26 protein-coding genes are annotated in these 24,393 nt (G+C 68.9%); 7 read left to right on the forward strand and 19 right to left on the reverse strand.

What is annotated here, in order from left to right:
• The first annotated feature begins 49 nt into the window (after window positions 1-49).
• Entirely contained in the window at window positions 50-754 is a 705-nt protein-coding gene (locus tag H8R02_RS05360; protein ID WP_187080284.1) for a helix-turn-helix transcriptional regulator, read from the forward strand.
• Window positions 755-764: 10 nt separating this feature from the next.
• Here H8R02_RS05360 and H8R02_RS05365 read toward each other — a convergent pair whose 3' ends face one another.
• From H8R02_RS05365 to lplT, 3 genes are read right to left on the reverse strand one after another with little or no spacing between them, the layout of a single operon-like run.
• Complete coding sequence (locus tag H8R02_RS05365) at window positions 765-1,250, reverse strand: glutathione peroxidase (RefSeq protein WP_187080285.1); 486 nt, start codon at window positions 1,248-1,250, stop codon at window positions 765-767.
• Window positions 1,247-2,146 (reverse strand): DMT family transporter, encoded by a 900-nt coding sequence (locus H8R02_RS05370; RefSeq protein ID WP_187080286.1) that lies wholly within the window; start codon window positions 2,144-2,146, stop codon window positions 1,247-1,249. Before H8R02_RS05370 ends, H8R02_RS05365 begins: the two co-directional genes overlap by 4 nt.
• A complete protein-coding gene (gene lplT / locus H8R02_RS05375; protein ID WP_187080613.1) occupies window positions 2,146-3,429 on the reverse strand; it encodes a lysophospholipid transporter LplT in 1,284 nt (427 codons plus the stop codon). Before lplT ends, H8R02_RS05370 begins: the two co-directional genes overlap by 1 nt.
• Window positions 3,430-3,533: 104 nt before the next feature.
• On the opposite strand from lplT, the gene alr reads away from it, so the two are divergent.
• Together alr and H8R02_RS05385 are read left to right on the forward strand one after the other, a co-directional pair.
• A complete protein-coding gene (gene alr, locus H8R02_RS05380) occupies window positions 3,534-4,631 on the forward strand; it encodes an alanine racemase (protein WP_187080287.1) in 1,098 nt (365 codons plus the stop codon).
• A gap of 64 nt (window positions 4,632-4,695) precedes the next feature.
• Window positions 4,696-5,139 (forward strand): DUF7673 family protein, encoded by a 444-nt coding sequence (locus H8R02_RS05385; RefSeq protein WP_187080288.1) that lies wholly within the window; start codon window positions 4,696-4,698, stop codon window positions 5,137-5,139.
• Here H8R02_RS05385 and H8R02_RS05390 read toward each other — a convergent pair.
• The 7 genes from H8R02_RS05390 to H8R02_RS05420 all read right to left on the reverse strand — a co-directional run bounded on the left by H8R02_RS05390 (window position 5,136) and on the right by H8R02_RS05420 (window position 13,873).
• Window positions 5,136-6,113, reverse strand: a complete 978-nt coding sequence (locus tag H8R02_RS05390; RefSeq protein WP_187080289.1) for a peptide ABC transporter ATP-binding protein — start codon at window positions 6,111-6,113, stop codon at window positions 5,136-5,138. The two genes, H8R02_RS05385 and H8R02_RS05390, sit on opposite strands and share 4 nt — an antisense overlap.
• Entirely contained in the window at window positions 6,110-7,144 is a 1,035-nt protein-coding gene (locus tag H8R02_RS05395; RefSeq protein ID WP_187080290.1) for an ABC transporter ATP-binding protein, read from the reverse strand. The genes H8R02_RS05390 and H8R02_RS05395 overlap by 4 nt, the downstream gene beginning before the upstream one ends.
• Window positions 7,141-8,031, reverse strand: a complete 891-nt coding sequence (locus H8R02_RS05400; protein WP_255429151.1) for an ABC transporter permease subunit — start codon at window positions 8,029-8,031, stop codon at window positions 7,141-7,143. The genes H8R02_RS05395 and H8R02_RS05400 overlap by 4 nt, the downstream gene beginning before the upstream one ends.
• Before the next feature lie 8 nt (window positions 8,032-8,039).
• The gene (locus tag H8R02_RS05405) at window positions 8,040-9,044 is read right to left on the reverse strand and encodes an ABC transporter permease subunit (RefSeq protein ID WP_187080292.1); all 1,005 of its coding nucleotides are present in this window, start codon (window positions 9,042-9,044) and stop codon (window positions 8,040-8,042) included.
• A 36-nt stretch (window positions 9,045-9,080) separates the two neighbouring features.
• Window positions 9,081-10,760, reverse strand: coding sequence for a long-chain-fatty-acid--CoA ligase (locus H8R02_RS05410; RefSeq protein ID WP_187080293.1), 1,680 nt, complete (start codon window positions 10,758-10,760; stop codon window positions 9,081-9,083).
• Window positions 10,761-10,863: 103 nt separating this feature from the next.
• Window positions 10,864-12,276 carry a Re/Si-specific NAD(P)(+) transhydrogenase subunit beta gene (gene pntB / locus H8R02_RS05415; protein WP_187080294.1) on the reverse strand — a complete coding sequence of 471 codons (1,413 nt, stop codon included), beginning with the start codon at window positions 12,274-12,276 and terminating at the stop codon, window positions 10,864-10,866.
• A 13-nt stretch (window positions 12,277-12,289) separates the two neighbouring features.
• Complete coding sequence (locus H8R02_RS05420) at window positions 12,290-13,873, reverse strand: Re/Si-specific NAD(P)(+) transhydrogenase subunit alpha (RefSeq protein ID WP_187080295.1); 1,584 nt, start codon at window positions 13,871-13,873, stop codon at window positions 12,290-12,292.
• Between the two features lie 136 nt (window positions 13,874-14,009).
• Here H8R02_RS05420 and H8R02_RS05425 point away from each other — a divergent pair, with 136 nt between their 5' ends.
• Window positions 14,010-15,107: a metallophosphoesterase gene (locus H8R02_RS05425; protein WP_187080296.1), complete on the forward strand. Its 1,098-nt coding sequence runs from the start codon at window positions 14,010-14,012 to the stop codon at window positions 15,105-15,107.
• Between the two features lie 71 nt (window positions 15,108-15,178).
• Window positions 15,179-15,901 carry a hypothetical protein gene (locus H8R02_RS05430; protein WP_187080297.1) on the forward strand — a complete coding sequence of 241 codons (723 nt, stop codon included), beginning with the start codon at window positions 15,179-15,181 and terminating at the stop codon, window positions 15,899-15,901.
• A 54-nt stretch (window positions 15,902-15,955) separates the two neighbouring features.
• On the opposite strand, the gene H8R02_RS05435 is transcribed toward H8R02_RS05430, so the two are convergent.
• Genes H8R02_RS05435 through H8R02_RS05450 form a run of 4 tightly spaced genes read right to left on the reverse strand, consistent with a single transcriptional unit; the run spans window position 15,956 to window position 18,093 of the window.
• A complete protein-coding gene (locus H8R02_RS05435; protein ID WP_187080298.1) occupies window positions 15,956-16,474 on the reverse strand; it encodes a diguanylate cyclase in 519 nt (172 codons plus the stop codon).
• Between the two features lie 10 nt (window positions 16,475-16,484).
• Window positions 16,485-16,910: an ExbD/TolR family protein gene (locus H8R02_RS05440; RefSeq protein WP_187080299.1), complete on the reverse strand. Its 426-nt coding sequence runs from the start codon at window positions 16,908-16,910 to the stop codon at window positions 16,485-16,487.
• Window positions 16,907-17,326, reverse strand: coding sequence for an ExbD/TolR family protein (locus H8R02_RS05445; RefSeq protein WP_187080300.1), 420 nt, complete (start codon window positions 17,324-17,326; stop codon window positions 16,907-16,909). The genes H8R02_RS05440 and H8R02_RS05445 overlap by 4 nt, the downstream gene beginning before the upstream one ends.
• A complete protein-coding gene (locus H8R02_RS05450; RefSeq protein WP_435531255.1) occupies window positions 17,323-18,093 on the reverse strand; it encodes a MotA/TolQ/ExbB proton channel family protein in 771 nt (256 codons plus the stop codon). Before H8R02_RS05450 ends, H8R02_RS05445 begins: the two co-directional genes overlap by 4 nt.
• Before the next feature lie 40 nt (window positions 18,094-18,133).
• Between H8R02_RS05450 and H8R02_RS05455 the strand changes: the two genes are divergently transcribed.
• Complete coding sequence (locus tag H8R02_RS05455; protein ID WP_187080302.1) at window positions 18,134-18,634, forward strand: NUDIX hydrolase; 501 nt, start codon at window positions 18,134-18,136, stop codon at window positions 18,632-18,634.
• Between the two features lie 51 nt (window positions 18,635-18,685).
• On the opposite strand, the gene H8R02_RS05460 is transcribed toward H8R02_RS05455, so the two are convergent.
• Both H8R02_RS05460 and H8R02_RS05465 read right to left on the reverse strand, forming a co-directional pair.
• A complete protein-coding gene (locus tag H8R02_RS05460) occupies window positions 18,686-19,237 on the reverse strand; it encodes a GAF domain-containing protein (RefSeq protein WP_187080303.1) in 552 nt (183 codons plus the stop codon).
• Window positions 19,238-19,304: 67 nt separating this feature from the next.
• Window positions 19,305-19,559, reverse strand: coding sequence for a hypothetical protein (locus H8R02_RS05465; RefSeq protein WP_187080304.1), 255 nt, complete (start codon window positions 19,557-19,559; stop codon window positions 19,305-19,307).
• 213 nt (window positions 19,560-19,772) lie between these two features.
• Between H8R02_RS05465 and H8R02_RS05470 the strand changes: the two genes are divergently transcribed.
• Window positions 19,773-20,963, forward strand: coding sequence for a glycosyltransferase family 2 protein (locus H8R02_RS05470; protein ID WP_187080305.1), 1,191 nt, complete (start codon window positions 19,773-19,775; stop codon window positions 20,961-20,963).
• On the opposite strand, the gene H8R02_RS05475 is transcribed toward H8R02_RS05470, so the two are convergent.
• The 3 genes from H8R02_RS05475 to H8R02_RS05485 form a co-directional block, all read right to left on the reverse strand.
• Window positions 20,950-21,915 carry a Bug family tripartite tricarboxylate transporter substrate binding protein gene (locus H8R02_RS05475; protein WP_187080306.1) on the reverse strand — a complete coding sequence of 322 codons (966 nt, stop codon included), beginning with the start codon at window positions 21,913-21,915 and terminating at the stop codon, window positions 20,950-20,952. The two genes, H8R02_RS05470 and H8R02_RS05475, sit on opposite strands and share 14 nt — an antisense overlap.
• 87 nt (window positions 21,916-22,002) lie before the next feature.
• The gene (locus H8R02_RS05480; RefSeq protein ID WP_187080307.1) at window positions 22,003-23,280 is read right to left on the reverse strand and encodes a hypothetical protein; all 1,278 of its coding nucleotides are present in this window, start codon (window positions 23,278-23,280) and stop codon (window positions 22,003-22,005) included.
• A 50-nt stretch (window positions 23,281-23,330) separates the two neighbouring features.
• On the reverse strand, window positions 23,331-24,320 hold the full coding sequence (locus H8R02_RS05485) for a Bug family tripartite tricarboxylate transporter substrate binding protein (protein ID WP_187080308.1): 990 nt from the start codon (window positions 24,318-24,320) through the stop codon (window positions 23,331-23,333).
• Window positions 24,321-24,393 lie beyond the last annotated feature (73 nt).

The following is a 24,393-nucleotide window of genomic DNA, read 5'->3' on the forward strand; positions in this document are numbered from 1 at the left end:
ACCACCGTGTCAGCAGGGCCTCGCGCGTTGGAGTACAAAGTTACTCCCCATGCGCCGAGCCGACCGCCTGTTCCACATCATCCAGCTGATCCGCGGCCGGCGGCTCACCACGGCCGCCTACCTCTCGATGCGGCTCGAGGTCTCCGAGCGCACCATCTACCGCGACATGGCGGACCTGCTGGCGCAGGGCGTGCCCATCGAGGGCGAGGCGGGCGTCGGCTACCGCCTCGGCGCCGGCTTCGACCTGCCGCCGATGATGTTCACGCACGAGGAAGCGAAAGCGCTCGTCGCCTCGGTGCGCCTCGCGCAAGCCTGGCTCGACCCGGCGCTGGCCACCGGCGCGCAGGACGCGCTGGGCAAGATCATGTCCGTGCTCCCCGTCGATGCGCGCGTTGCCGCCGAGGCGCTGGCCGTGTACGCGCCCGGCGGCGGGCTGCCCCCGCCGGCGCAGCGCACCTTGCAGACCCTGCGCGAGGCGGTGCAGGAGCGCCGCAAGATCTTCATCAACTACAAGGACCTCACCGACAAGCCCAGCGAGCGCACCGTGCGGCCGCTCGGCTGCTTCTACTGGGGCAAGGTGTGGACGCTCGCCGGCTGGTGCGAGCTGCGCAACGACTTCCGCAGCTTCCGCGTGGACCGCGTCACCTACGTGCGCCGCCTCGACGAGCAGTTCCGCGACGAGCCCGGCCGCACGCTGGCCGACCTCGCCCGGCTGGACCGCGAGTGGGCTTCGCAGCAGGGCTGGGTCAACTGAGGCTTCGGCCTCAGGCCGCGAGCGCCTTCTCGATATCGCCCGCCAGCCCCGACGGCGGGTCCTGCGGCGCGTAGCGCTTGATCACCTCGCCGTCCTTGCCGATGAGGAACTTGGTGAAGTTCCACTTGATGCCGGTGCTGCCCAGGAGGCCCGGCTTCTCGGAGGTGAGCCACTTGTAGAGCGGGTGCGCCGCGGGCCCGTTGACGTCGATCTTCGCCATCATCGGGAAGCTCACCCCGTAATTGAGCTGGCAGAAGCCCGCGATCTCGTCGTTGCTGCCAGGGTCCTGCGCGCCGAACTGGTTGCAGGGGAAGCCGAGCACGACGAGGCCCTTCTTGCCGTACTGCTCGTGCAGCTCCTGCAAGCCCGCGAACTGCGGCGTGAAGCCGCAGGCGCTGGCGGTGTTGACGATCAGCATGACCTTGCCCTTGAACTTCTTCAGGGGCACGGCCTTGCCGTCGATCTGCTGCGCTTCGAAGTCGTAGACGGTCGTCATGCGTGCAATTCTGCTCCGCGGCGGCGCGAAGGCCAAGCCGACCATGCCGCGGCGGCGACGATCAATGCGGCGCCGGCCAGGATGCGCGGCGTGATCTCGCCGGCACCCAACCACGCCGACGACGCGCTCGCGAACAGCACTTCCGACAGCATGATGAGCGCGGTGGCCTGCGCCGGCAGTCGCGAAGCGCCGTACTGCCAGCCGAGGTTGGCGCAGATGAACCCTACGGACAGCAGCAGGATGAACAGGACCTCGGCGAGGCCTGGCGCAGGCGGCGCGACCACCACATGCTGCAGCGCGCCCACGCCCGCCGCCGCGATGGCCAGCGTCCCGCCGCCGCCGAACATCGCCATCAATCGCGACGGCGCGGGCACGTGCGGCAGCTTGCGCAGCATCACGTTCGTGAGCGCGAAGCTGAACCCGCCCGCCACGCCCAGCCAGTCGGCCAGGCTCTCCGGCACCGGCCATGCCGCATCGGGCCGCTTGAGCACGATGGCCACACCGGCCAGCGCCAGCAACAGCCGCGCGATCCCCGCACCCGTGGGCCGCTCGCCGAGCAGTGCCCATGCGAGCAGCACCGACCACGCGGGCATCAGGTAGAACAGCAGCACGACGCGCACCACGTCGCCAACGGTCACACCCCAGTTGAACCCGACGTTCGTCAGCCCCGACGCGGCCGCCAGCAGCCACAGCTTGGGCTCGCGCAGGAACGGCCGCCACGCGCCCGGATGCAAGGCCGTGAAGAACGCCACCGCCACGAAGTAAGTGAAGGCCGTGGACCACAGCGGGTGGAACCCGCGCTCCTGCAGCTCACGAAAGGGCCACCAGGACAGGCCCCACACGAATGCGTTGAGCACCAGCGCCGCGGCCGGAGCGAGACGATCACCGGCCCGCATCACCCGTGGACGTTGTCCTGCCGCGCCACGCGCAGCAGGTGGTCGACCTCGTCCTTGTGCACGATGCAGTTGCGCGCGTGCCAGCGCTTGATCACCCACATGACGAACGCCACGATGAGGCCGAACGCGGTGATCGCGCCGAAGGAGCTCAGGCCCATCGACGACGACAGGCTGTAGAACGCGCCCAGGCCGAGGATGCAGGCCTGCTCGTTGAAGTTCTGCACGGCAATCGAGCGGCCCGCGCCCATCAGGTTGTGGCCGCGGTGCTGCAGCAGCGCGTTCATCGGCACCACGAGGTAGCCGCCCAGCGCGCCCAGCAGGATCAGGAAGGGCGCCGCCACCCACACGTTGTGGATGAAGTTCATCGCGATGACGAGGACGCCCATGGCGATGCCCAGCGGGATCACCGACGTCGCGCGATCGAGCTTCATGCGCATCGACGCGACCACCGCGCCGACGGCCGTGCCCAGCGCCACCACGCCCGCGAGGTTGGACGCCTGCGTGGTGCTGTAGCCCAGCGCCGCCGCGCTCCACGCGAGGATGATGTAGCGCAGGTTGCCGCTGACGCCCCAGAACAGCGTGGTGGTGGCCAGCGAGATCTGGCCGAGCTTGTCCTGCCACAGGCGCGAGTTGCAGCTCCAGAAATCCGGCACCAGCTCCATCGGGTTCTTCGGGATCGGCCGCATCTCCACGCCGGTCAGCGGGATGCGCGTGTTGAACCACGCCGCGATCGCGTACACGAAGATCAGCACCGTGATGGCGGCCTCGGGCGGCGTGTCGATGCCGGTGTCGATGAGCGGGAAGTCGAACACGAGCAGCTTGCTGGCCACCGCCTGCCCCACCAGCTGGCCGCCCAGCAGGATGCCCAGGATGATCGACGCGATGGTGAGGCCCTCGATCCAGCCGTTTGCCTTCACCAGCTGCGAGGGCGGCAGCAGCTCCGTCAGGATGCCGTACTTGGCCGGCGAATACGCCGCCGCGCCCAGCCCCACGACGGCGTACGCAAGCAGCGGGTGCGTGCCGAACAGCATCATCAAACAACCCACCACCTTGATGGCGTTGCTGACGAACATGACCTTGCCTTTCGGCTGCGCGTCCGCGAACGCGCCCACGAAAGGCGCGAGCACCACGTAGAAGAGCGCGAACATCGGCACGAGCGCCGCGCGCTGCCATTCGGCAGCGCCGGACGACTTGAGCAGTTCCACCGCGGCGACGAACAAGGCGTTGTCTGCCAGCGACGAGAAGAACTGCGCCGACATGATGGTGTAGAAACCGCGCTTCATCCGTCTGGGCGTGGCCATCAGGCGGGCTGATGGACTTGTAAACCTTATGCTGTCTCCAAGCGACACGGGGTTATATCACGGGGGGTAATGCCAGAATCCCGGCCATGCCCCGCCCCATCCTGGCCACCATCCATCTCGACGCCCTGCGGCACAACCTCGCCCGGGTGCGCACCGCCGCTCCCGACGCCAAGGTCTGGGCCGTCGTCAAGGCCAACGCCTACGGCCACGGCATCGAGCGCGTGTACGAGGCGCTGCGCGCGGCGGATGGTTTCGCCTTGCTGGACCTGGACGAGGCCGAGCGCGTGCGGGCGCTGGGCTGGCGCGGGCCCATCCTGCTGCTCGAAGGCGTGTTCGAGGCAAGAGACCTCGAGCTGTGCTCGCGCCTGGGCCTTTGGCACACGATCCATTGCGACGAGCAGATCGACATGCTCGCCGCCCATAAGACGCAGCAGCCGCACCGCGTGTTCCTCAAGATGAACTCGGGCATGAACCGGCTCGGCTACTCGCCCGAGCGCTATCGCGCGGCGTGGGCGCGCCTGAACGCGCTGCCGCAGGTCGAAGAGATCTCGCTCATGACCCATTTCAGCGACGCCGACGGCCCGCGCGGCATCGCACACCAGGTCGCGGCTTTCCGCGAGGCCACGCGCGACCTGCCGGGCGAACGGTCCCTCTCCAACAGCGCCGCCGCCCTGCGCCACTCGGCCGACCCCGACGTTCGCGGCGACTGGGTGCGCCCCGGCATCGCGGTGTACGGCAGCGCGCCGGACTACCCCGAGAACGACATCGCGCACTGGGACCTGCGGCCGACCATGACGCTCGCCACGCGCATCCTCGGCGTGCAGGACTTGAAGCCGGGCGACACGGTCGGCTACGGCTCCAGTTTCACGGCCGAAGCGCCGGTGCGCATCGGCGTGGTGGCCTGCGGCTACGCCGACGGCTACCCGCGCCACTGCAGCACCGGCACGCCCGTGCTCGTGAACGGCGTGCGCTCGCGCCTGATCGGCCGCGTCAGCATGGACATGATCGCCGTCGACCTGACGCCCGTGCCCTCCGCCGGCTTCGGCTCGGAAGTGACGATGTGGGGCCGTGCCGGCAACGGCGCGGTGCTGCCCATCGACGAGGTGGCTCGCGCGGGCGGCACGCTCGGCTACGAGCTCATGTGTGCGCTCGCGCAGCGGGTGCCGGTAACTGTCGAGACCTGACCCGCTTGCCGCCGCGGCCGGGCTGGGCTACAAAGGCGTGACTCAGCTTCGTCGGGGGACCGCCATGAGCCAGGCCGAACGCGAACGGCGCCACGTCAAGCGGCTGGCGCAGATCAACACCGTGCAGGTGGTCAGCGGCCGCGGGGACGATGCCCGCATCGACCACGAGGCGACGCTGCTCGAGCGCGCGCGCATGCTCGACGAGGAAATGAGCTCCCACTCCGCCACCGAGCGCGGCCTGGCCGCCTTCGACCGGCTGCTGCGCAGCGCCGAGACGCACGGGCCCGCAGCGGCGCCGGCGCTCGTGCAGTTCATCGAGGCGGTCTGGAACCGCAAGGCATTCCAGCTCGGGCTGTTGCGCGAGGTGCCCACGGCGATGGGCGACGACATGGTGGCTGTGCTCGACGCGTTCCGCTATGCGCGGGTGGACCTGGTGGAGCAGGTGCGCGGCGGCGCGGCGCGTGTCACGCGGGCGTGCGCGTCCGCCGGCAGTTTCGACAAAGCCTAGGCCGGGTCCACGCCCACTTCGCCCGCGAAGTGGCAGGCCACGAGGCGCTCTTCCACCATCCGCGGCAGCGGCCTGTCCTTGTGGCAGATGTCGACCGCGTACGGGCAGCGCGACGAGAACACGCACCCGCTCGGCGGGTTCAGCGGCGAGGGCAGCTCGCCCTTGAGCACGATGCGCCTGGCCTTGCTGTCGATGCCGGGCGTGGAGGCCAGCAACGCCTGCGTGTACGGGTGCAGCGGCCGCGCGAAGATCTTCGGCTTCGGCCCCTGTTCCATCACGTGGCCGAGGTACATCACCAGCACGTCGTGCGCGATGTGGCGCACCACGGCGAGGTCGTGCGAGATGAAGAGGTAGGCGAGCTTCAGCTCGGCCTGCAGGTCGGCCAGCAGGTTGAGCACCTGCGCCTGGATCGAGACGTCGAGTGCGGACACGGGCTCGTCCGCCACCACGAGCTTCGGGTTCGGCATGAGCGCGCGCGCGATCGCGATGCGCTGGCGCTGCCCGCCGGAGAACATGTGCGGGTAGCGGTTGGCGTATTCGGGCCGCAGGCCGACGTGCGCGAGCATCGCGCGGGCCTTCTCGCCGCGCTCCTTCGCCGGCAGGTCGGTGTTGATCGCGAGCGGGGCTTCGAGGATCTGCGAGATCTTCTTGCGCGGGTTCAGCGAGCCGTACGGGTTCTGGAACACCAGCTGCACGGCCTGCCGCAGGCGGCGGTGCTCGCTGGCCGGGTAGTTCACCGCGTCGGTGTTGTCGAGCGTGAGCGAACCCTCGGTGGGTTTTTCGATCAGTGACACCATGCGCGCGAGCGTGGACTTGCCGCAGCCGGACTCGCCGACGACGGCGAGTGTCTTGCCCTGTTCGAGCGTGAAGGACACGCCGCCCACCGCCTGCAGTTGAGCCGGCGGCTTGAAGAGGCCGCGACGGATGGGGTAGACCTTGCGCAGGTCTTTTGCTTCGACGACGACGTTGCTCATGGGTTCGTCATTGCGGGCGCGACCCGCAATCCACCGTCGCGTTCGATGCGGCTTTCACGGCTCGGGTCCCCCAGCGGGTAATGGCAGCGCACCTGCCCACCCTGCCACTCCCTCAACTCGGGCCGCACCGTCGCCGAATGCTGCGTCGCATACGCACAGCGCGGCGCGAACAAACACCCCGCAGGCCGGTCGAACACACCCGGCACCACGCCCGGGATCGTCGCCAGCCGATGCCCCGCTTCGCCATGCTCCGGCAACGCCGCCAGCAAGGCCTCGGTGTACGGATGCTGCGGCTTGTCGAACAGCGAGGCCACGGGCTGCTGCTCCATCACCTGCCCCGCATACATCACCACCACGCGCTGCGCCATCTCGCTGACCACGCCCATGTTGTGCGTGATGAGCACCATCGCCATGCCGCGCTCCTGCTGCAGGCGGCGCAGCAGGTCGAGGATCTGCGCCTGGATCGTCACGTCGAGCGCCGTCGTCGGCTCGTCGGCGATCAGCAAGCGCGGGTTGCACGAGATCGCCATCGCGATCATCACCCGCTGGTTCATGCCGCCCGACATCTGGTGCGGGTAGTCGTTCATGCGCGAGGCGGCAGCCGGGATGCCCACCTGCTCCAGCAGCTCGATCGCGTGCTTCCACGCGGCCTTCTTGTCCATCGGCGAATGCTGGCGCAGCTGCTCCACCAGCTGCCAGCCGACCGTGAAGCACGGGTTCAGGCTGGTGGTGGGCTCCTGGAAGATCATCGCCATGTCCTTGCCCACCAGCTCGCGGCGCTGCCTGTCGCCGATGCCCAGCAGGTCGTGGCCCATGAAGCGCAGCTTCTTCGCGCGCACGCGGCCGGGGTAGCCGATCAGGCCCATGAGCGCCATCATCGTCACGCTCTTGCCGGAGCCGGATTCGCCGACGATGCCGAGCATCTCGCCTTCGTTCAACGTGAGGCTCACGCCTTCTACGGCGTGCATGACGCTGCCTTGCGTGGGGAACTCCACGTGCAGGTCTTCGATTTCGAGGAGGGGGGCGCTCATCGCTTCAGCTTCGGGTCGAGTGCATCGCGCAGGCCGTCACCCAGCAGGTTGAACGCGAGCACGGCGATCAGGATCATCAGGCCGGGGAAGGTCACCACCCACCAGGCGCGCAGCACGAACTCGCGCGCGTCGGCCAGCATGGTGCCCCACTCCGGCGAGGGCGGCTGCGCGCCGAGACCCAGGAAGCCCAGCGCGGCCGCGTCGAGGATGGCGGTGGAGATGCCCAGCGACGCCTGCACGATCAGCGGCGCGGCGCAGTTGGGCAGCACCTCGCTGAACATCAGGCGCAGCGTGCCGGCGCCGCTCACGCGGGCGGCGGTCACGTAGTCCTTGGCGGTCTCGGCGATCACCGCGGCGCGCGTGATGCGCACGTAGTGCGGCAGCAGCACCACCGCCACCGCGAGCATCGCGTTCACGAGGCCCGGGCCGAGGATGGCCACCACCACGATCGCCAGCAGCAGCGATGGCAGCGTGAGCAGGATGTCCATCGCGCGCATGATGAAGATCTCCACCACGCCGCGCGCGAAGCCGGCGACGAGGCCGAGCGCGATGCCCGCGACCACCGACAGCGCCACCACGCCCAGGCCGATGGAAAGTGACAGGCGCGCGCCATGGATCAGGCGCGAGAGGATGTCGCGGCCGATGGCATCGGTGCCGAGCAGGTATTGCGACGAGCCGCCGGCCTGCCACACGGGCGGCTTCAGGAACGCGGCGCTGTTGGTCGCGTCCGGCGAGTGCGGCGCGACGAGCGGCGCGAAGAGCGCGAGCAGCAGCAGCACCGCCACCACCACGAGGCCGCCGACGGCGCCCTTGTTCGCCGAGAACGAAATCCAGAACTCGCGCAGCGGCCCGGGCGGCGTGGCCTGCGTCTGCAGGGGCTGGGGCATCACGGCGCTCATTTGCGGATCCTCGGGTTGATCACGCCGTACAGCACGTCGACGACCAGGTTGACGACCATCACCACCGTGCCGAGCAGCAGCATGCCGCCCTGCAGCACGGGGTAGTCGCGGCGGGCGATGGCCTCGATCAGCCACTTGCCGACGCCGGGCCAGGAGAAGATGGTTTCGGTGAGGATGGCGCCGGTGAACAGCACGCCCACCTGCAGGCCGATGACGGTGACGACCGGGATCAGCGCGTTGCGCAGCGCATGCACGCCGATCACGCGCACCGGCGGCAGGCCCTTGGCGCGCGCGGTGCGGATGTAGTCCTCGCCCAGCACTTCGAGCATCGCGCTGCGCGTCATGCGCGCGACCACCGCGAGCGGGTTGGTGCCGAGCACGATGGCAGGAAGGATCAGGTGCCTGGCCGCCGACCAGAACGCGCCCTTGTCGTCGGACAGCAGCGAGTCGACCAGCAGGAAGCCCGTCTTCGGCTCGATGAAGTACTGCACCGAGATGCGCCCCGACACCGGCGTCAGGCCGAACTGCACCGAGAACAGCAGGATCAGCAGCAGGCCCCACCAGAAGATCGGCATCGAGTAGCCGGTGAGCGAGGTCGCCATCACGCCGTGGTCGAAGATGGAGTTCCTTCGCACGGCCGCGATGATCCCCGCCGGGATGCCGATGACGAGCGCGAAGAAGATCGCGCACAGCGCCAGCTCGATGGTGGCCGGGAACAGCGCAAGGAACTCGCGGATCACCGGCTCCTGCGTGATCATCGACTTGCCCAGGTCGCCCTGCAGCACGCGGGCGATGTACTTGCCGTACTGCACCAGCATCGGCTGGTCCAGGCCGTATTCGGTGAGCAGCTTCGCGTGGCGCGCGGCGTCGATGCCGCGCTCGCCCGCCATCGTCTCGATGGGATCGCCGGGCACGAGCCGGATGAGGAAGAAGGCCAGCAGCGTCATCCCGAAGAAGGTCGGGATGACCAGCGACAGCCGGGTCAATATGAAACGGATCACGGACGTTAAGAGGCCCGCTTGTGGCGGGCCCGTGGTTTACTTCTTATCGCGCAGTTCGCGCCGCAATATCTTGCCGACGGGTGTCTTCGGCAGGTCGGTCCGGAATTCTACGACCTTCGGCTGCTTGTACCCGGTGAGGTTCGCGCGGCAGTAGTCGCGCACCTGCTGCTCGGTGAGGTTGGGGTCCTTCTTGACGATGACCAGCTTCACCGCCTCGCCCGTCTTGTCGTCGGGCACGCCCACCACCGCGCACTCCAGCACGCCCTCGAGCTTGGCCACCACGTCTTCCACTTCGTTCGGGTACACGTTGAAGCCGGAGACCAGCACCATGTCCTTCTTGCGGTCGACGATCTTGAAGTAGCCGCGCTCGTCCTGCACGCCGATGTCGCCGGTCTTGAAGTAGCCGTCGGGCGTCATGACCTTGGCCGTTTCGTCGGGGCGCTGCCAGTAGCCCGCCATCACCTGCGGGCCCTTGATCGCGATCTCGCCCGGCGTGCCCAGCGGCACCTCGTTGCCGTCGTCGTCGAGGCACTTGAAATACGTGGAGGGCAGCGGCACGCCGATGGTGCCGGTGAACTCCTTGCTCGTCACCGGGTTGCAGCTCGCCGACGGCGACGTCTCGGACAGGCCATAGCCCTCGACGATGGGGCAGCCCGTCTTGTCCAGCCACAGCTTGGCCACCGCGCCCTGCACCGCCATGCCGCCGCCCAGCGACACCTTCAGGTTCTTCCAGTTCACCTTGTTGAAGTCGGGGTGGTTGGCCAGGCCGTTGAACAGCGTGTTGACCGCCGGGAAGCTGTGGAAGGTCTGTGTCGACAGCTCCTTGAGCACCGCGGGCAGGTCGCGCGGGTTGGGGATGAGGATCAGTTTGCCGCCCGTGCGCATCGACAACATCATGCCCACGGTGAAAGCGAAGATGTGGTACAGCGGCAGCGCGCAGACGGAACAGGGCTGCTCGTTCTTCGGCACCATGCCCATCACCGGCTCGTTGAAGGCCTCGGACTGCAGCACGTTGGCGATGACGTTGCGATGCAGGAGCACCGCGCCCTTGGAAACACCCGTGGTGCCGCCCGTGTATTGCAGCACCGCGATGTCGTCGGGCCCGGTGGCCACGGCCTTGAGCGTGCCGCGCTGGCCCTGCGCGATGGCGTCCTTGAAGCGCACGGCGCCCGGCAGGCTGTACGCGGGCACCATCTTCTTCACGTTGCGCACGACGTAGTTGACGATGCCACCCTTGATCGCGCCGAGCATGTCGCCCATCGCGGCGAGCACGACGTGCTTGACCGGCGTGTTCGCGATGCACTGCTGCAGCGTGTTGGCGAAGTTCTCGATGATGATGATCGCTTTGCTGCCGGAGTCCTTGAGCTGGTGCTCGAGCTCGCGAGGCGTGTACAGCGGGTTGACGTTCACCACCACGAGGCCCGCGCGCAGGATGGCGGCCACGGCCACCGGGTACTGCGGCGTGTTGGGCATCATGATCGCGACGCGATCGCCCTTCACGAGCCCCAGGCCCTGCAGGTAAGCCGCGAGGGCGCGCGAGTAGGAATCGGTCTCGCCGTAGCTGATCTCCTTGCCCATGAACACATAGGCGGGCCGCGCGGCGTACTTCTTGAAGCTCTCCTCCATCAGCTGCACCAGCGAGCTGTACTGCGAGGGGTCGATGTCGGCCGGTACGCCGGGGGAATACGAGGCCAGCCAGGGGCGGTCGCTGCTCATTTTGTAGTTCTCCAGATGACAGAGGGGCTGCGCGATTGTGTCGCGCAGCCCCTTCGGGTTTTCCCCCGGTTTACCCTAGGGAATCATGGAGAGGAATCTCTAGTCAGGCCTTCAGCGCGGCCCATACTTCGTCGAGCATCTTCTTCGCATCGCCGAACAGCATGCGGTTGTTCTCCTTGTAGAACAAGGGGTTGTCGATGCCCGCGTAACCGCTGGCCATGCTGCGCTTCATGACGATGGACGTGTGGGCCTTCCACACCTCCAGCACCGGCATGCCGGCGATGGGGCTCTGCGGGTCTTCCTGCGCCGCCGGGTTCACGATGTCGTTGGCGCCGATCACCATCGCCACGTCGGTCTGCGGGAAATCCTCGTTGATCTCGTCCATCTCCAGCACGATGTCGTACGGCACCTTGGCCTCGGCGAGCAGCACGTTCATGTGGCCCGGCATGCGGCCGGCCACCGGGTGGATGCCGAAGCGCACGTTCACGCCCTTCTCGCGCAGCAGCTTGGTGATCTCGTACACCGTGTGCTGCGCCTGCGCCACCGCCATGCCGTAGCCCGGCACGATGATCACGTTCTTGGCTTCGCGCAGCATCTCCGCGGTTTCGAGCGCGCTCACCGACACCACTTCGCCTTGCGGCTGCTCGCCGCCCGCGGCCGCGGCCGGTGCGCCGCCGCCGGTGCCGAAGCCGCCCGCGATCACGCTGATGAAGTTGCGGTTCATCGCGCGGCACATGATGTACGACAGGATCGCGCCCGACGAGCCCACGAGCGCGCCCACCACGATCAGCAGGTCGTTCGACAGCATGAAGCCCGTCGCGGCCGCGGCCCAGCCCGAATACGAGTTGAGCATCGACACCACCACCGGCATGTCGGCGCCGCCGATGGCCATCACCATGTGGATGCCGAAGAGCAGCGAGACCACCGTCATGATGATCAGCGGCGTCATGCCGGACTGGATGTCCTTCGCGTGCAGGAACTCGCGGCCGAACCAGATCACCACGAGCAGGCCGATGAGGTTCAACCAGTGACGTGCCGGCAGCAGCAGCGGCTTGCCGCCGATGCGCCCGGAGAGCTTGCCGAACGCGATGATCGAGCCGGAGAAGGTGACGGCGCCGATCAGGATGCCGATGTAGATCTCCATCTCGTGGATCGCCTTCTCGGCACCGGTGAACTCGATCGACGTGTCCACGTAGCTCGCGAAGCCGACCAGGCAGGCCGCGAGGCCCACGAGGCTGTGCATCAGCGCGACCAGCTCGGGCATCTGCGTCATCTGCACCTTCTTCGCGGCGACGAGGCCGATGGCCCCGCCGACGACGAGCGCGCCGATGATCCACGCGTACCCCGCGGCGGTGACGCGCGGGCCGAACACGGTGGCGACGACCGCGATGGCCATGCCGATGATGCCGAACAGGTTGCCGCGCCGCGCCGTCTCCGGGTTGGACAGGCCGCCGAGGCTGAGGATGAAGAGGATGGTGGCGCCGATGTAGGAAACGGTCGCAAGGCTCGAGGTCATGTCCGTTTCCTTCTTACTTGTGGAACATCGCCAGCATGCGGCGCGTGACCGCGAAGCCGCCGAACATGTTGACGGCGGTGAGCGCGAGCGCGAACACCGCGAGGCCGAGGATCAGCATGTTGGGGCGGTTGGCCGCGTCGCCGGTGAGCGGCGGCGCGATCTGCACCAGCGCGCCGATGGCGATGATCGAGGAGATCGCGTTCGTCACCGACATCAGCGGTGTGTGCAGCGAAGGCGTCACGTTCCAGATCACCATGTAGCCCACGAAGCACGCCAGCACGAACACGGTGAAGTGCGACAGGAAGCTCGCCGGCGCATACATGCCCACCAGCAGGAAGAGCAGGGCGCCGACGCCGAACACGATGGCGAGCGACTGGCCCGACATCGGCTCGCTCGCGCCATGCCCGTGGCCCTTCGCAGCCGGTGCGGCAACGGGCTTGGCGGCGGGCTTCGGTGCAACGGCCGGCAGCTTCGGCGGCGGCGCGGGCCACGTGACCTCGCCCTCCTTGATGACCGTCAGGCCCCGGATGGCGTCGTCTTCCATGTTGACGTTGATGACGCCGTCCTTGGTCTTGCACAGCTCCTCCGTCAACCGCAGCAGGTTGTTGGAGTAGAGCGTGGAGGACTGCTTCGCGAGCCGGCTCGCGAGGTCGGTGTAGCCGATGATCGTGACGCCGTGGCGCACGACGGCTTCGCCGGGCACGCACAGCTCGCAGTTGCCGCCTTGCTCCGCGGCCATGTCCACGATGACGCTGCCCGGCTTCATGCTCTTCACCATCTCGGCGGTGATCAGCCGGGGCGCGGGCTTGCCCGGGATGAGCGCGGTGGTGATGATGATGTCGGCGTCCTTGGCCTGCTGCGCGTACATCTCGCGCTGCGCGGCCTGGAAGCCTTCGCTCATCACCTTGGCGTAGCCGCCGCCGCCCGAGCCTTCTTCCTCGTAGTCCACCTTGACGAACTCGCCGCCGAGGGACTTCACCTGGTCGGCGACTTCGGCGCGCGTGTCGTTGGCGCGCACGATGGCGCCGAGGTTGGCGGCCGTGCCGATGGCCGCGAGGCCCGCAACGCCGGCACCCGCGATGAACACCTTGGCGGGCGGTACCTTGCCCGCGGCCGTCACCTGGCCGTTGAAGAAGCGGCCGAAGGCATTGGCCGCTTCGATCACCGCGCGATAGCCGCTGATGCCGGCCATCGAGGTGAGCGCGTCCATCTTCTGCGCGCGCGACAGCTGACGCGGCAGCGCGTCGATGGCAAGCACCGTCGCTTTCTTGGCGGCCAGCTGCTGCATCAGCTCGGGGTTCTGCGCGGGCCACACGAAGCCGATGAGCGTGCCGCCTTCGCGCAGCATCGCCACTTCGTCCGGCGTGGGCGGGCGCACCTTGAACACGATGTCCGACTTGCCCCAGATGTCCGCCGCGATGGGCACGACCTGCGCGCCCGCGGCGCGATAGATGTCGTCGGCGAAATTCGCCGCGTCGCCGGCGCCGCTTTCCACCGCGACCGAGAAGCCCAGCTTCACCAGCTTCTCCACCACGTCCGGCACGGTCGCGACGCGCTTTTCGCCGGGCAGCGTTTCTTTCGGTACCCCAATGAGCATGGACCCTTCTCCTCGCAATGGCCTCGCGGCCGCCAAGCTGCCAGTCAGCCGGGCGACAGCTTACCCCATGTCATCACTCGCTCATCCGCAGCTAAGACACTGGAGCGACAAAAGCGTTTAGCCTTGAAGAACATCAATGTTCGCCCTCTACGCCCTTTCGGCCGCGTTCCACCTGTACGTCGGCGCCCGGATCGTTCCCGCACTGCCGGGCCCGTGGGCGGCGGGCGCGTTCGTTCTCCTGCTCGTGGTGTCGGCCCTGTCGATGCCGCTCGGCCTCATCGCGCGCCGCTTCGCCCGGCCGCCCTTCGCGGACAAGCTCGCGTGGATCGGCCTGCTGTGCATGGGCCTGTTCTCGTCGCTGCTGGTCCTGACGTTCTTCCGCGACATCGCCTTGCTGTTCATCGGTACGCCCGAGTTCTGGCGCACGAGTGCCGAGCTGATCCCGCCGATTGCGCTGGTGCTCACGCTCATCGGGCTCGTGAATGCGCGCCGCACCGCCGCGGTCAAGCGCGTCGAAGTGCCCATCGCGGGCCTGCCGCCTGCGCTCGACGGTTTCCGCATCGTGCAGATCAGCGACGTGCACGTCGGGCCGACCATCAAGCAGCGCTACATCGAGCAGGTGGTCGAGCGCGTCAATGCCCTCAAGCCCGACGTCATCGCAGTGACGGGTGACCTCGTCGATGGCTCGGTCGCCGAGCTGCGGCAGCACGTCGCGCCGCTCGCGCAACTGCGCGCGAAGCACGGCGCCTTCTTCGTCACCGGCAACCACGAGTACTACTCGGGCGCGGACGCGTGGGTGCGCGAGGTGCGGCGCCTGGGCCTGCGCGTGCTGATGAACGAGCACGAAGTCATCGAACATGGCGGCAGCCGGCTCGTGCTGGCCGGCGTGCCCGACTACGGCGCCGGCCACTTCGACACGTCGCACACCAGCGACCCGCGCCGCGCGCTCGAAGGCGCGCCCACCGGCGTGCCCAAGGTGCTGCTCGCGCACCAGCCGCGCAGCGCCCGAGCCGCGGCCGAAGCCGGCTTCGACCTGCAGCTGTCCGGCCACACGCACGGCGGCCAGTTCCTGCCGTGGAACCTGCTCGTGCCGCTGCAGCAGCCCTTCACGGCCGGGCTGCACCGGCTGGGCAACCTGTGGGTCTACGTCAGCCGTGGCACAGGCTACTGGGGTCCTCCCAAGCGAGTAGGCGCTCCCTCCGAGATCGGGGAGATCGTCCTCCGGGCGGCGTAGGTGCCGTTCCTACAGGCCAGTGGCGTGTTGTCCCACATGGCTGAGGTTGGGCCACCCGGAACACTGGGTTCATGGCCCGTCTCGCATCGCTTTCCACCCCTTTGGCCGGCCCGCGCGCCGGCAACGTGAACTACCTGGGCGCCGCGCGGTGCCGCCGCCGCTTCGAGCTTTACTACCCCGAAGGCTTCGAGGACGAGACCTACCTCGTGGCCGAGCGCTCGTACAAGGAGCGCGCCACGCTGGAATGGAACCAGGAGCTCGGCCCCGCTGCCTTCCGCAAGCTGCTGGCGCGCGGCGAGTTCCGCCACATCGCCGACGTCGCCGTGCGCGTGGAGTCGCGCACCAACCTGCTCTTCTCGTTCGAGAAGATGGCGCTGCGCGACGCGGTGAAAACACCGGCCGGCGCGCGCCTGTTTGCCACCGAGCTGTATGCCTTCCTCTACGGGCCGGGTTCGCAGCAGCGCAAGTTCAACGACTGGCTGGAGGCCCTGCGCGACCTGCCGCAGTTGCGCAGCCCGGTTCTCACCTGGCCGATGGCGACCGTCTTCGGTTTCATCGCGCGGCCGGAAAAGCACATCTTCTTCAAACCGCGCGTCACGCAGCGTGCCGCGCGCGCCTACGCGTTCGACCTGCACTACGACGCCCGGCCGTCCTGGGCGGGCTACCAGCAGCTGCTGACTTTCGCCGCCGTGATCCGGCGCGACCTGGACCGGCGACCCGGCTTCAAGGCGCGGGACTTCATCGACCTGCAGTCCTTCATCTGGGTGCAGGGCGCGGACGAGTACGGCGGATAAATAGAGCCCCCACGCTCCCCGCTTCGCGAGGTTCGCTGCCCCCCGAGGGGGCGTTCATCGCCTTGGGGCGGCCCGGCGGCGATTCAGGCAGCGGATCGTTTCCTCCGCCAGGGGCAGCACGTTGAACAGCAGCACGCCGATGCCGGCGTAGAACACGTAGCCCTCCGGCAACGGCGCGCGGCGCAGCCGCAAGCCCTCGCTCGGCGACGCGATCACGAACAGCAGCGCGAACGCCACCAGCGGCAGCATCTCCATGAAGCTGTGCACCACCTGCTCGATCGGCCGCACTTCGCGCCGGTCCACCGTGTAGCGCAGCTCCAGCCAAACCGTTACCTCGTGCAGCAGGAACACGAAGCCCACCCACAGCACGATCGTCGTGTTGACCTCGAAGATCATCACCGCGGCGATGCCCGAGCCGACCTGCGCGAACATCAGCCAGTGCACGAGGTTCTCGCGCAGGCCGCTGGTGGTTTCGATCTCGGTCGAGCGGTGGCAAAGCCAGTCCACGAAACCCGCGACGATGAGCAGCGGGAGCACGGCATACATCAGCAACCACGTCGCGGTCTGGTGCATGCGTGCAAGGTTACTGGAACTGCTCCTCGCCCACGAGGCCGATCTTGGTCAACCCGATGCGCTGCGCGCTCGACAGTGCGGCCGCAACGGCGTCGTACTTCGCGCGCTTGTCGGGGCGCAGGTGGATCTCCGGCTGCTCCGTCTGGAACGCGGCATCGCGCAGGCGCGCTTCGAGGTCGGCGCGGTCGGCCACCGCTTCGCCGTTCCACAACCAGCGGCCGTCGGCGGTGACGTCGAGCTGGACGATCACAGGCTGCGTCGGCGGCGGCGGCGCGCTCTTGCCCGGCATCTCGATGTTCACCGAATGCAGCTGGATCGGGATCGTGATGATGAGCATGACCAGCAGCACCAGCAGCACGTCGATCAGTGGCGTGGTGTTGATGTCGGCCATCGGCTCGGGCTCCTGCTCCGTGCCCGCCTTGATGTGAAGGCTCATCGCGGCGGCTCCGTCAGGAACCCGATGCGCTGGATGCCCATCTGCTGCGCGACGAACACCACCTGACCCACGGCGTCGTAGTCGGCGCGCGCATCGGCGCGGATGTGCAGCTCGGGTTGCGGCTGCATGACGGCCATGCGAGCCAGTTGCTGCGCGAGCGCCTGTCGGTTGGGCAGCCGCGCATCGAACCAGTACACGCTGCCTTGCGCGTCCACCGTGACGATGGCGTTGCGCGGGTCCGTCTCGCGCGCCTGGTTGGGCTCGCGCGGCAGGCTCACCGCGATCGAGCTGTTGAACACCGGGATCGTGATCAGGAAGATGATCAGCAGCACCAGCATCACGTCCACCAGCGGCGTGGTGTTGATTTCGGCGAGGAGCTTGTCCTCGCCTTCGGCGCCCTGCTGGTAGTGGATCATGCGGCGGGCTTCTGCGCGGCGCCGGCGGCGAGCAGCACGGTGTGCAGGTCGGAGCCGAAATTGCGCACGGTATCCATCGCCACCTTGTTGCGCCGCACGAGCCAGTTGTAGCCGAGCACCGCGGGCACGGCGACCGCAAGGCCGATCGCCGTCATGATCAGCGCCTCGCCCACGGGGCCCGCCACCTTGTCGATGGAGGCCTGCCCCGATGCGCCGATGCGCACCAGCGCGTTGTAGATGCCCCAGACCGTGCCGAACAGCCCCACGAACGGCGCGGTCGAACCCACGGTCGCCAGCACCGCCAGCCCTTCCTGGGTGCGGCTGTGGATCGTGCCGACCGCGCGCTCGATGCTCTGCGCCACCCAAGTGTTCAGGTCTACCTGGCCGATGAGGCCTTCGTGCTTGCGCGTGGCTTCCAGCGCCGCTTCGGCGATGTAGCGATAGGCACTGTTCTTCTCCAGGAAGTCGGCGCCCTGCCGCACCGTGTTGGCCTTGAAGAACTTTTCGTTGGCCGCGCGGCCCTGCGCGCCCAGGCGGCCCTGCGCGATCAGCTTCGTGATCAGCACGTACCAGCTCGCGAGGGACATCAGCACGAGGATGACGATCGTGATGCGCGCGACCGGGTCGCCCTGCGCCCACAGCGCGGCCAGCCCGTACGGGTTGGAGGTCACCGCCGGCTGGATGGGCGGCAGCGATTGCGTCGCCGTGCCCAGGGCCGGCGAGGTGGCGGTCTGCAGGAAGAGGGCAAGGATGTGCATGGGCGGCATTCTGGACCATTGCAGCGCAGGCGCTGCGCATAATGGCCCGATGGACCAACGTTGGAAGCCCAGCGTGACGGTCGCAGCCGTGATGGAGCGCGGCGGCCGTTTCCTGCTGGTGGAGGAAGAGACCTCCGAGGGCCTGCGGCTGAACAACCCCGCCGGCCACCTGGAGCTCGGGGAGTCGCCGGCCGAAGGCTGCGCGCGCGAGGCGCTGGAGGAGACGGCGCACGTCTTTCGACCGACGCACAGCCTCGGTGTCTACCTCTCGCGCTTCCAGCGGCCCTCGACCGGCGAGGACATCACCTATGTGCGCTTCGCGTTCTGCGGCGAGGTCGGCGAGCACGTCGCGCATCGCGCGCTCGACACCGGCATCGTGCGCACGCTGTGGATGACGCCCGAGGAGATCCGCGCGAGTGCGGAGCGGCACCGCAGCCCGCTGGTGGTTCGGTGCATGGAGGACTACCTGCGCGGCGTGCGGTATCCGCTGGAGGTGGTTTACACGGACGCCGCGGTCAAGGCGCTCAGCGACTCGCCGCAGCCGCCCTGAACTCGCGTTCGCTCGCGGGTGATCGCCCCGAACAACCCGCGCCGCTGAGCGTTACGCCGGCCCCGCTCGATTCGGGGCCGGACGCCGGGGTGGACCGATCGCGTCGGCGAGCAGCGCGGCAATGCTTCGCAGCGCCTCGGCCTGCTCGAGCGCACGCAGCTGCGGCAACACCTCATGGCTGAAGCAGCACACGGTGCCGAACACCGCGCCGTCGGGCGTGACGATCGGCACCGCGACGTGGCCGGCGACCTTGCACGCGGCCGTCCCGGCGATCGACATCGCGAGCGGCTCGCGCGCGGTGTCGGGAATGACTTCGGGCAATCGGCCCTGCGCGACGTGCCAGCAGTACGACTCCTCCAGCGGGTCCGTTGCGCCCTGCGGCACCGCGTACTCGTCGGCCGCGTCCGCGTCGACCCACCGCACCACGCGCTTGCCGCCCACGAACTGCGAGACGAACACCACGTCCATGTCGAACGCACGGCGGATGCGCTGCAGGAAACCGGTGAGGGGCAGGTCGGCGCGCTGCTCGGCGCTGTCGGAGGTGACGGCGTAGAACTCGCCGTCGTCCGTGCGGATGAAACGCGCCGGGACATCAAGGGTCATCGCCACATTGTCCCGGCAGGGCGAGGCGGCGGGGGGCGCCGCCTCCTCTGAATGGAGGAGAGGCTGCCTAGCGAGTGAGGTTCACGTTGTTGACCGCGGCCGACGCCACGATCGCCTGCGGGGCCGCCTGGCGATACCCGATCACCACCACGGTGGGCAGCTTCACGTAATTGACGGGGCGCGGCTCCTGGTAGCCGTTGCCCGGGCCGGCCGTGAAGACGACGAACGCATACACCGCGGCGACAACGGCACCGAGCACGGGGCGGGCAGCCGCGTTGAAGCGGGGGAAGGCGGCAAGGGGCGACAGTTCGAAGTTCTTCATGGATTCCTCCTGGGGCAGGTTGGAATCTAGGCGTGCACACGGCCGGCCGCAGCCCGGTTGCGACGAACTCCGTCTGGCTGCGATGAACTGCAGTTGGGCGGAACGAACCGCGCCGTACGGCCGGGTTCCGGCGCCCGCCCGCACCGACGAACGCGCTTGGCGCAGCCCGGCCTTGACCCTTACCCTGCCCGCCAAACAAGGCTGGAGGTTGTCATGAGCATGGCGGGTCTGGCGCAGGGGATCTTCATCGCAACGGTGCTCGTCCTGGCCTGGGGCGTGTGGGGGCTGTCGCGCGTGCGCCGCGTGTCGCAGCTGCCGGACATGCTGCCTGCCGGCGCGCCGAAGGTGTCGGTGATCGTCGCGGCGCTGAACGAGGAGGCGACGATCGAGCCCGCGATGCGCTCGCTGCTCGCGCTGGACTACCCCAACCTCGAAATCGTGGCCGTGAACGACCGCTCGACGGACGGCACCGGCGCCATACTCGACCGCATGGCCGGGCAGGACCCGCGCCTGCGCGTGCTGCACATCGCGCAGCTGCCGCCGGGCTGGCTGGGCAAGAACCATGCGCTGCATGCCGCTGCTGCCGTCGCCAGTGGCGACATCCTGCTCTTCACCGACGCCGACGTCGTGTACGAGCGCAGCGCGTTGCGCCGCACGGTCGCGTACTTCGCCGCGAACGAGCTGGACCACCTGACGCTCTTCCCCGACATGCATGCCCAAAGCGGCGCCGCCGGCGCGATGGTGCTCGGCGCGGCGATGTTCCTCCTGCTGCGGCACCCGATCTGGCTGCTGCGTCGCTCGAAGCGCGTGTACTTCGGCGCGGGCGCCTTCAACATGGTGCGCGCGAGCGCCTACCGCGCGTGGGGCGGCCACGAGCCGCTGAAGCTGGAGGTGCTGGACGACCTGATGCTGGGCCGCCTCGTCAAGCGCCTCGGCCTGCGCCAGGACGCGCTGGTCTCGCCGGGCAGCGTGAAGGTGGAGTGGTATGCCGATGCGCCGGCGATGGTGAAGGGGCTGGAGAAGAACGGGTTCGCCAACATGGACTACAGCCTCGCCCATGTGGTGGCAAGCAGTGCGCTGATCCTGTTCGTGCGCTACTTTCCGTATGTGGGGCTGGTTACCACGAGCGGCCGCACGTGGTGGTTCTGCCTGGGCGCGATCGTGGGCGACCTCGTCGCCCATGCGCACGCGCTGCGGCTGACCAGCCTGCACGCGCGGTGCCTGCTGTGGGTACCGCTCAACCCCGCGCTGATGGTCTACACCATGCTGCGCAGCACGTACATCACGCTGCGCAGCGGCGGCATCACCTGGCGCGGCACCTTCTATCCGCTGGACGAATTGCGGCGGGCCCATGCGCAAGGGTCTGCGCAGCCCGCCGGCGAGGTCCAGGTCACTCCCCGGTGATCTTGCGCTCCTTCACGATCGCGCCCCACTGCTGCGACTCCTTCTGCATGAAAGCAGTGAGTTCGGGGCGTGACGTGGGGTGCGGCGTGAGGCCGTGCTTCTTCAGCTGCGCCACGACTTCGGGGTCCTTCAGCACCTTCACGATCTCGGCGTTCCAGCGGTCGAGGATCGCGGGCGGCGTCTTCGCGGACGCCACGAAAGCGTACCAGTTGAGCGCCTCGAAGCCGGGGAAGCCGGACTCCGCCACCGTCGGGATGTTGGGCAGGTAGTCGGGCCGCGTGAGGCCGGTGGTCGCCAGCGGCGTGATCTTGCCCGCCTCGATGTGCGGCAGCGCCGTGGGCGGCGCGGCGAAGTAGGCGGTGAAGCGGCCCGCGAGCAGGTCCGGCATGGCGGCCGAGCCGCCCTTGTACGGCACGTGCGTCATCTCCACGCCCGCTCGCTTGGCGAAGAGCTCGCCCGTGAGGTGCGATGCGGAGCCCGGCCCCGTGGACGCGAACGTCACGTTGCCGGGGCTCTTCTTCGCCGCGGCCACGAAGTCGGCCAGCGACTTGATGCCGGACTGCGCGTTGACCACCAGCACGTTCGGGAAGTGCACGCCACCGGAGATGGGCGCGAGGTCCTTGAACGGGTCGTAGCCCACCTTCATCATGTGCGGCGCGATCGTCAGCGGGCCGATCGAGCCGAAGAGGAGCTGCGTGCCGTCGCTCGGCCCTTGCGCGGTGAGCTGGTGCGCGATGTTGCCGCCGGCGCCGGCCTTGTTCTCCACCACGACCGACTGGCCGATGTTCTCGCCGAGCTTCTTCGCGATCAGGCGTGCGGCCGAGTCGGCCGCGCCGCCCGGTGCGAAGCCGACCATGAGGGTGACGGGGCGCTTGGGCGGGAAGTCCTGGGCGGCGGCGCTGCCGGCCACGGCCAGCACGGCCGCAGCGGCGATGAGGTGTCTTCTGTTCATGGGTACTCCTGTTGTCTGCCGCCGATCAGACCACAAGCCGGCGGCCACAGCTTCCGTACTTGTTCGCGCAACGAAGGTTTGATGGTGCTACTTCGCGCACTTGTCGTTGAGCGCGCGCGAGATCACCACCGGCGCATTCAGCAGCCCGCCCACGCGCTGGTCCTTCGGCGTGTGCAGGCAGTCGTCGCGGCCCGCGTCTTCGACACCTTGCGCGAGCGGGTCCTTGCGGTCGCGCCGCAACTGCGCGTTCGCGCGGTCGGCGAGGCTGCGCTCGTCCTTGCGGAACGGGCCGGGGTGCGGCGCGAGCGTGGGGCGCGGCGGGGGCGGAAGGATGATCGGCGCCGGCGGCAGCGCGGCGGCGGGAGCGGGCGGTGCGACCGCGGGTGCGCCCCAGCCGCCGCCGGGAGCTGCCGGCACCGGGACGATGACAGGTGTCGCCGTGCCGGCTGCCGGTGAGTTGGCGGGCACCGGCAGGTCGACCACCGGTCCTTGCAGCCGGGCGGGGGGTGCGGGCACGGCCGGGGCGGGCACTGCGGGCGCTGGCGCGGCCACCGGTGCCGGAGGTGCGGGAACCGGCGCGGGCGGCGCTGCGACGGGCGCAGGGGGCGCAGGCACTGGGGCCGGTGCCGGTGCGGGCGCAGGCGGTGCGGGCACAGGCGCGGGCGCTGGCACCGGGGCAGGTGCGGGAACAGGCGCGGGTGCGGGTGCGGGTGCGGGTACCGGAGCCGGGGCGGGCACGGGCGCGGGAGCGGGAGCGGGAGCGGGTACTGGCGCCGGCGCGGGCGCAGGAACCGGTGCGGGCGCAGGTACCGGCGCGGGCGCAGGGGAAGGAACAGGTGCAGGCGTCGGAGGAGGCGTTGGAACCGGCGCAGGCGTCGGCGGCGGCGGTGCAGGCGTCGGCTCAGGCTCGCGAGGTTGGGGCAGTGGCACGGGCGGCGGCGCGACTGGTGGTACAGGCACCGGAACAGGCGGTGGCGTCGGTGCGGGTTCTTCCTTGACCGGTGTCGGTTCGGGCTGCTTGCGCCCGGCCTCCGGCTCGCGCGAACGCAACGTGTCCGGCAGTTGCGTGGTCGTCTGCAGCGGCACGCTCGACTCCGGCGTGTTCGAGAACACGGGCAGCCGGTCCGACTGCCGCAGAACGAGCGGCGGCGCGGTGATGGCGCGGCTCGAAGAGGCAGCAGCGTTGGATGCGTTCGGGCTGATCGGCTGCACGTAGTGGTAGACCACGTAGCGCACCACCTGCTGCACCGGCTGGTACTGCAGCAGCGCCCACACCAGCGCGATGTGCAGCGCGATGGCGCTCGCAGCCGCCGTCGGCGAGGGCCGCGAGCGCGGCAGCGCGGGGTAGGAGGGCCGATAGAGCATGGCGTCGGTGTGCGTCGCGATAATCGCACACCGACCGCAACCGCCGCGGGCTATTCAGGCGTGAGCGCCAGTTCCTTGATCAAGGCAAGCCACATCGGCATCTCCGCGGCGTAGCGCCTGCGCGATTCCTCCGCCGAATACGCAGGCTGGTCGGCGCCGAACGTCGCCAGCAGCGTGCGCATCTTCTCGGTACGCCCGGCCTCCTGGAACAGCGTGGAGATGCGCTCCACCACTTCCGGCGGCGTTCCGCCGGGCGCGAGGCAGCACTGGTAGCCCGCGATCCGGACCGCGGGCGACGTCGCGCCCTGGTCCGCAAGCGATGCGACGCCCGGCAGGACCGGGCTGCGCCCGGGGATGGTCGCGATGGCGCGCGCGACGCCCTTCTGCACGAAAGGCATCGTGCTCAGGTGGTTGGTGATGCCGGCGTCGATGATGCCGGCGCCCAGGTCCATCAGCATCTGCGCGCTGCCTTTGTAGTGCACGATGTTCATGTCCAGGCCGTACTGCCGGTTCAGCTCGTGGAAGAGGATGTGCGGGTGCGTGCCGGGCCCGAAGGTGCCGACCGCCGGCTTCGGGCTCTTTCGCACGTGGTCCACGAACTCGCGCAGGTTGGTCGCGCCCGTGCGGGTCGTGGAGACCGACAGCGTGAGGTTGCCGCCGGGCATGAAGGCGACGACCGACAGGTCCTTGTCCGGGTCGTACGGCAATGAGCGATACAGCACCCGGTTCTGGATCAGCGTCGTCGTGATCGTGAACAGCAGCGTGTGGCCGTCGGGGGCCGCCCGTTTCAACTCCGCGGCACCCACGCCACCGTTCATGCCCGGCTTGAAATCGAGGTACCAGGGCTGGCCCGTCTGCTGCGTCACGTACTCGCCATACGCGCGGGCGAAAGCCTCCGTCTGGCTGCCGCCGGGAAAGCCCATGACGACTCGGATCGGGCGCTGCGGCCAGGCAGCCTCCGCGGCGCGCAGGCCGGGCGCCATGAAGGGCGCACCGATCGCGGCGGCGAGGAAGGTTCGGCGCGGGATGCGGGCTTGCATGGGGACCTCCTCCGCGACCGCGAACCGGGCCGCTGCATCGACTCTAGGAGACCGGTCCCCAAACCTCAAATGC

The organism is Ramlibacter albus (genome assembly GCF_014297445.1).
Lineage (GTDB): Bacteria > Pseudomonadota > Gammaproteobacteria > Burkholderiales > Burkholderiaceae_C > Ramlibacter > Ramlibacter albus.

Excerpts from the sequence above, each read along its gene's own strand:
- alr (WP_187080287.1), top strand. The coding sequence starts at position 3,534 with ATGCCCCGCCCCATCCTGGCCACCATCCATCTCGACGCCCTGCGGCAC.
- H8R02_RS05445 (WP_187080300.1), bottom strand. The coding sequence starts at position 17,326 with ATGATCCACTACCAGCAGGGCGCCGAAGGCGAGGACAAGCTCCTCGCC.
- H8R02_RS05470 (WP_187080305.1), top strand. The coding sequence starts at position 19,773 with ATGAGCATGGCGGGTCTGGCGCAGGGGATCTTCATCGCAACGGTGCTC.
- H8R02_RS05455 (WP_187080302.1), top strand. The coding sequence starts at position 18,134 with ATGGACCAACGTTGGAAGCCCAGCGTGACGGTCGCAGCCGTGATGGAG.
- lplT (WP_187080613.1), bottom strand. The coding sequence starts at position 3,429 with ATGAAGCGCGGTTTCTACACCATCATGTCGGCGCAGTTCTTCTCGTCG.
- H8R02_RS05370 (WP_187080286.1), bottom strand. The coding sequence starts at position 2,146 with ATGCGGGCCGGTGATCGTCTCGCTCCGGCCGCGGCGCTGGTGCTCAAC.
- H8R02_RS05410 (WP_187080293.1), bottom strand. The coding sequence starts at position 10,760 with ATGAGCAGCGACCGCCCCTGGCTGGCCTCGTATTCCCCCGGCGTACCG.
- H8R02_RS05365 (WP_187080285.1), bottom strand. The coding sequence starts at position 1,250 with ATGACGACCGTCTACGACTTCGAAGCGCAGCAGATCGACGGCAAGGCC.
- H8R02_RS05430 (WP_187080297.1), top strand. The coding sequence starts at position 15,179 with ATGGCCCGTCTCGCATCGCTTTCCACCCCTTTGGCCGGCCCGCGCGCC.
- H8R02_RS05475 (WP_187080306.1), bottom strand. The coding sequence starts at position 21,915 with ATGAACAGAAGACACCTCATCGCCGCTGCGGCCGTGCTGGCCGTGGCC.
- H8R02_RS05450 (WP_435531255.1), bottom strand. The coding sequence starts at position 18,093 with ATGCCGCCCATGCACATCCTTGCCCTCTTCCTGCAGACCGCCACCTCG.
- H8R02_RS05480 (WP_187080307.1), bottom strand. The coding sequence starts at position 23,280 with ATGCTCTATCGGCCCTCCTACCCCGCGCTGCCGCGCTCGCGGCCCTCG.
- H8R02_RS05360 (WP_187080284.1), top strand. The coding sequence starts at position 50 with ATGCGCCGAGCCGACCGCCTGTTCCACATCATCCAGCTGATCCGCGGC.
- pntB (WP_187080294.1), bottom strand. The coding sequence starts at position 12,276 with ATGACCTCGAGCCTTGCGACCGTTTCCTACATCGGCGCCACCATCCTC.
- H8R02_RS05390 (WP_187080289.1), bottom strand. The coding sequence starts at position 6,113 with ATGAGCAACGTCGTCGTCGAAGCAAAAGACCTGCGCAAGGTCTACCCC.
- H8R02_RS05385 (WP_187080288.1), top strand. The coding sequence starts at position 4,696 with ATGAGCCAGGCCGAACGCGAACGGCGCCACGTCAAGCGGCTGGCGCAG.
- H8R02_RS05440 (WP_187080299.1), bottom strand. The coding sequence starts at position 16,910 with ATGAGCCTTCACATCAAGGCGGGCACGGAGCAGGAGCCCGAGCCGATG.
- H8R02_RS05400 (WP_255429151.1), bottom strand. The coding sequence starts at position 8,031 with ATGCCCCAGCCCCTGCAGACGCAGGCCACGCCGCCCGGGCCGCTGCGC.
- H8R02_RS05485 (WP_187080308.1), bottom strand. The coding sequence starts at position 24,320 with ATGCAAGCCCGCATCCCGCGCCGAACCTTCCTCGCCGCCGCGATCGGT.
- H8R02_RS05465 (WP_187080304.1), bottom strand. The coding sequence starts at position 19,559 with ATGAAGAACTTCGAACTGTCGCCCCTTGCCGCCTTCCCCCGCTTCAAC.
- H8R02_RS05425 (WP_187080296.1), top strand. The coding sequence starts at position 14,010 with ATGTTCGCCCTCTACGCCCTTTCGGCCGCGTTCCACCTGTACGTCGGC.
- H8R02_RS05395 (WP_187080290.1), bottom strand. The coding sequence starts at position 7,144 with ATGAGCGCCCCCCTCCTCGAAATCGAAGACCTGCACGTGGAGTTCCCC.
- H8R02_RS05420 (WP_187080295.1), bottom strand. The coding sequence starts at position 13,873 with ATGCTCATTGGGGTACCGAAAGAAACGCTGCCCGGCGAAAAGCGCGTC.
- H8R02_RS05460 (WP_187080303.1), bottom strand. The coding sequence starts at position 19,237 with ATGACCCTTGATGTCCCGGCGCGTTTCATCCGCACGGACGACGGCGAG.
- H8R02_RS05435 (WP_187080298.1), bottom strand. The coding sequence starts at position 16,474 with ATGCACCAGACCGCGACGTGGTTGCTGATGTATGCCGTGCTCCCGCTG.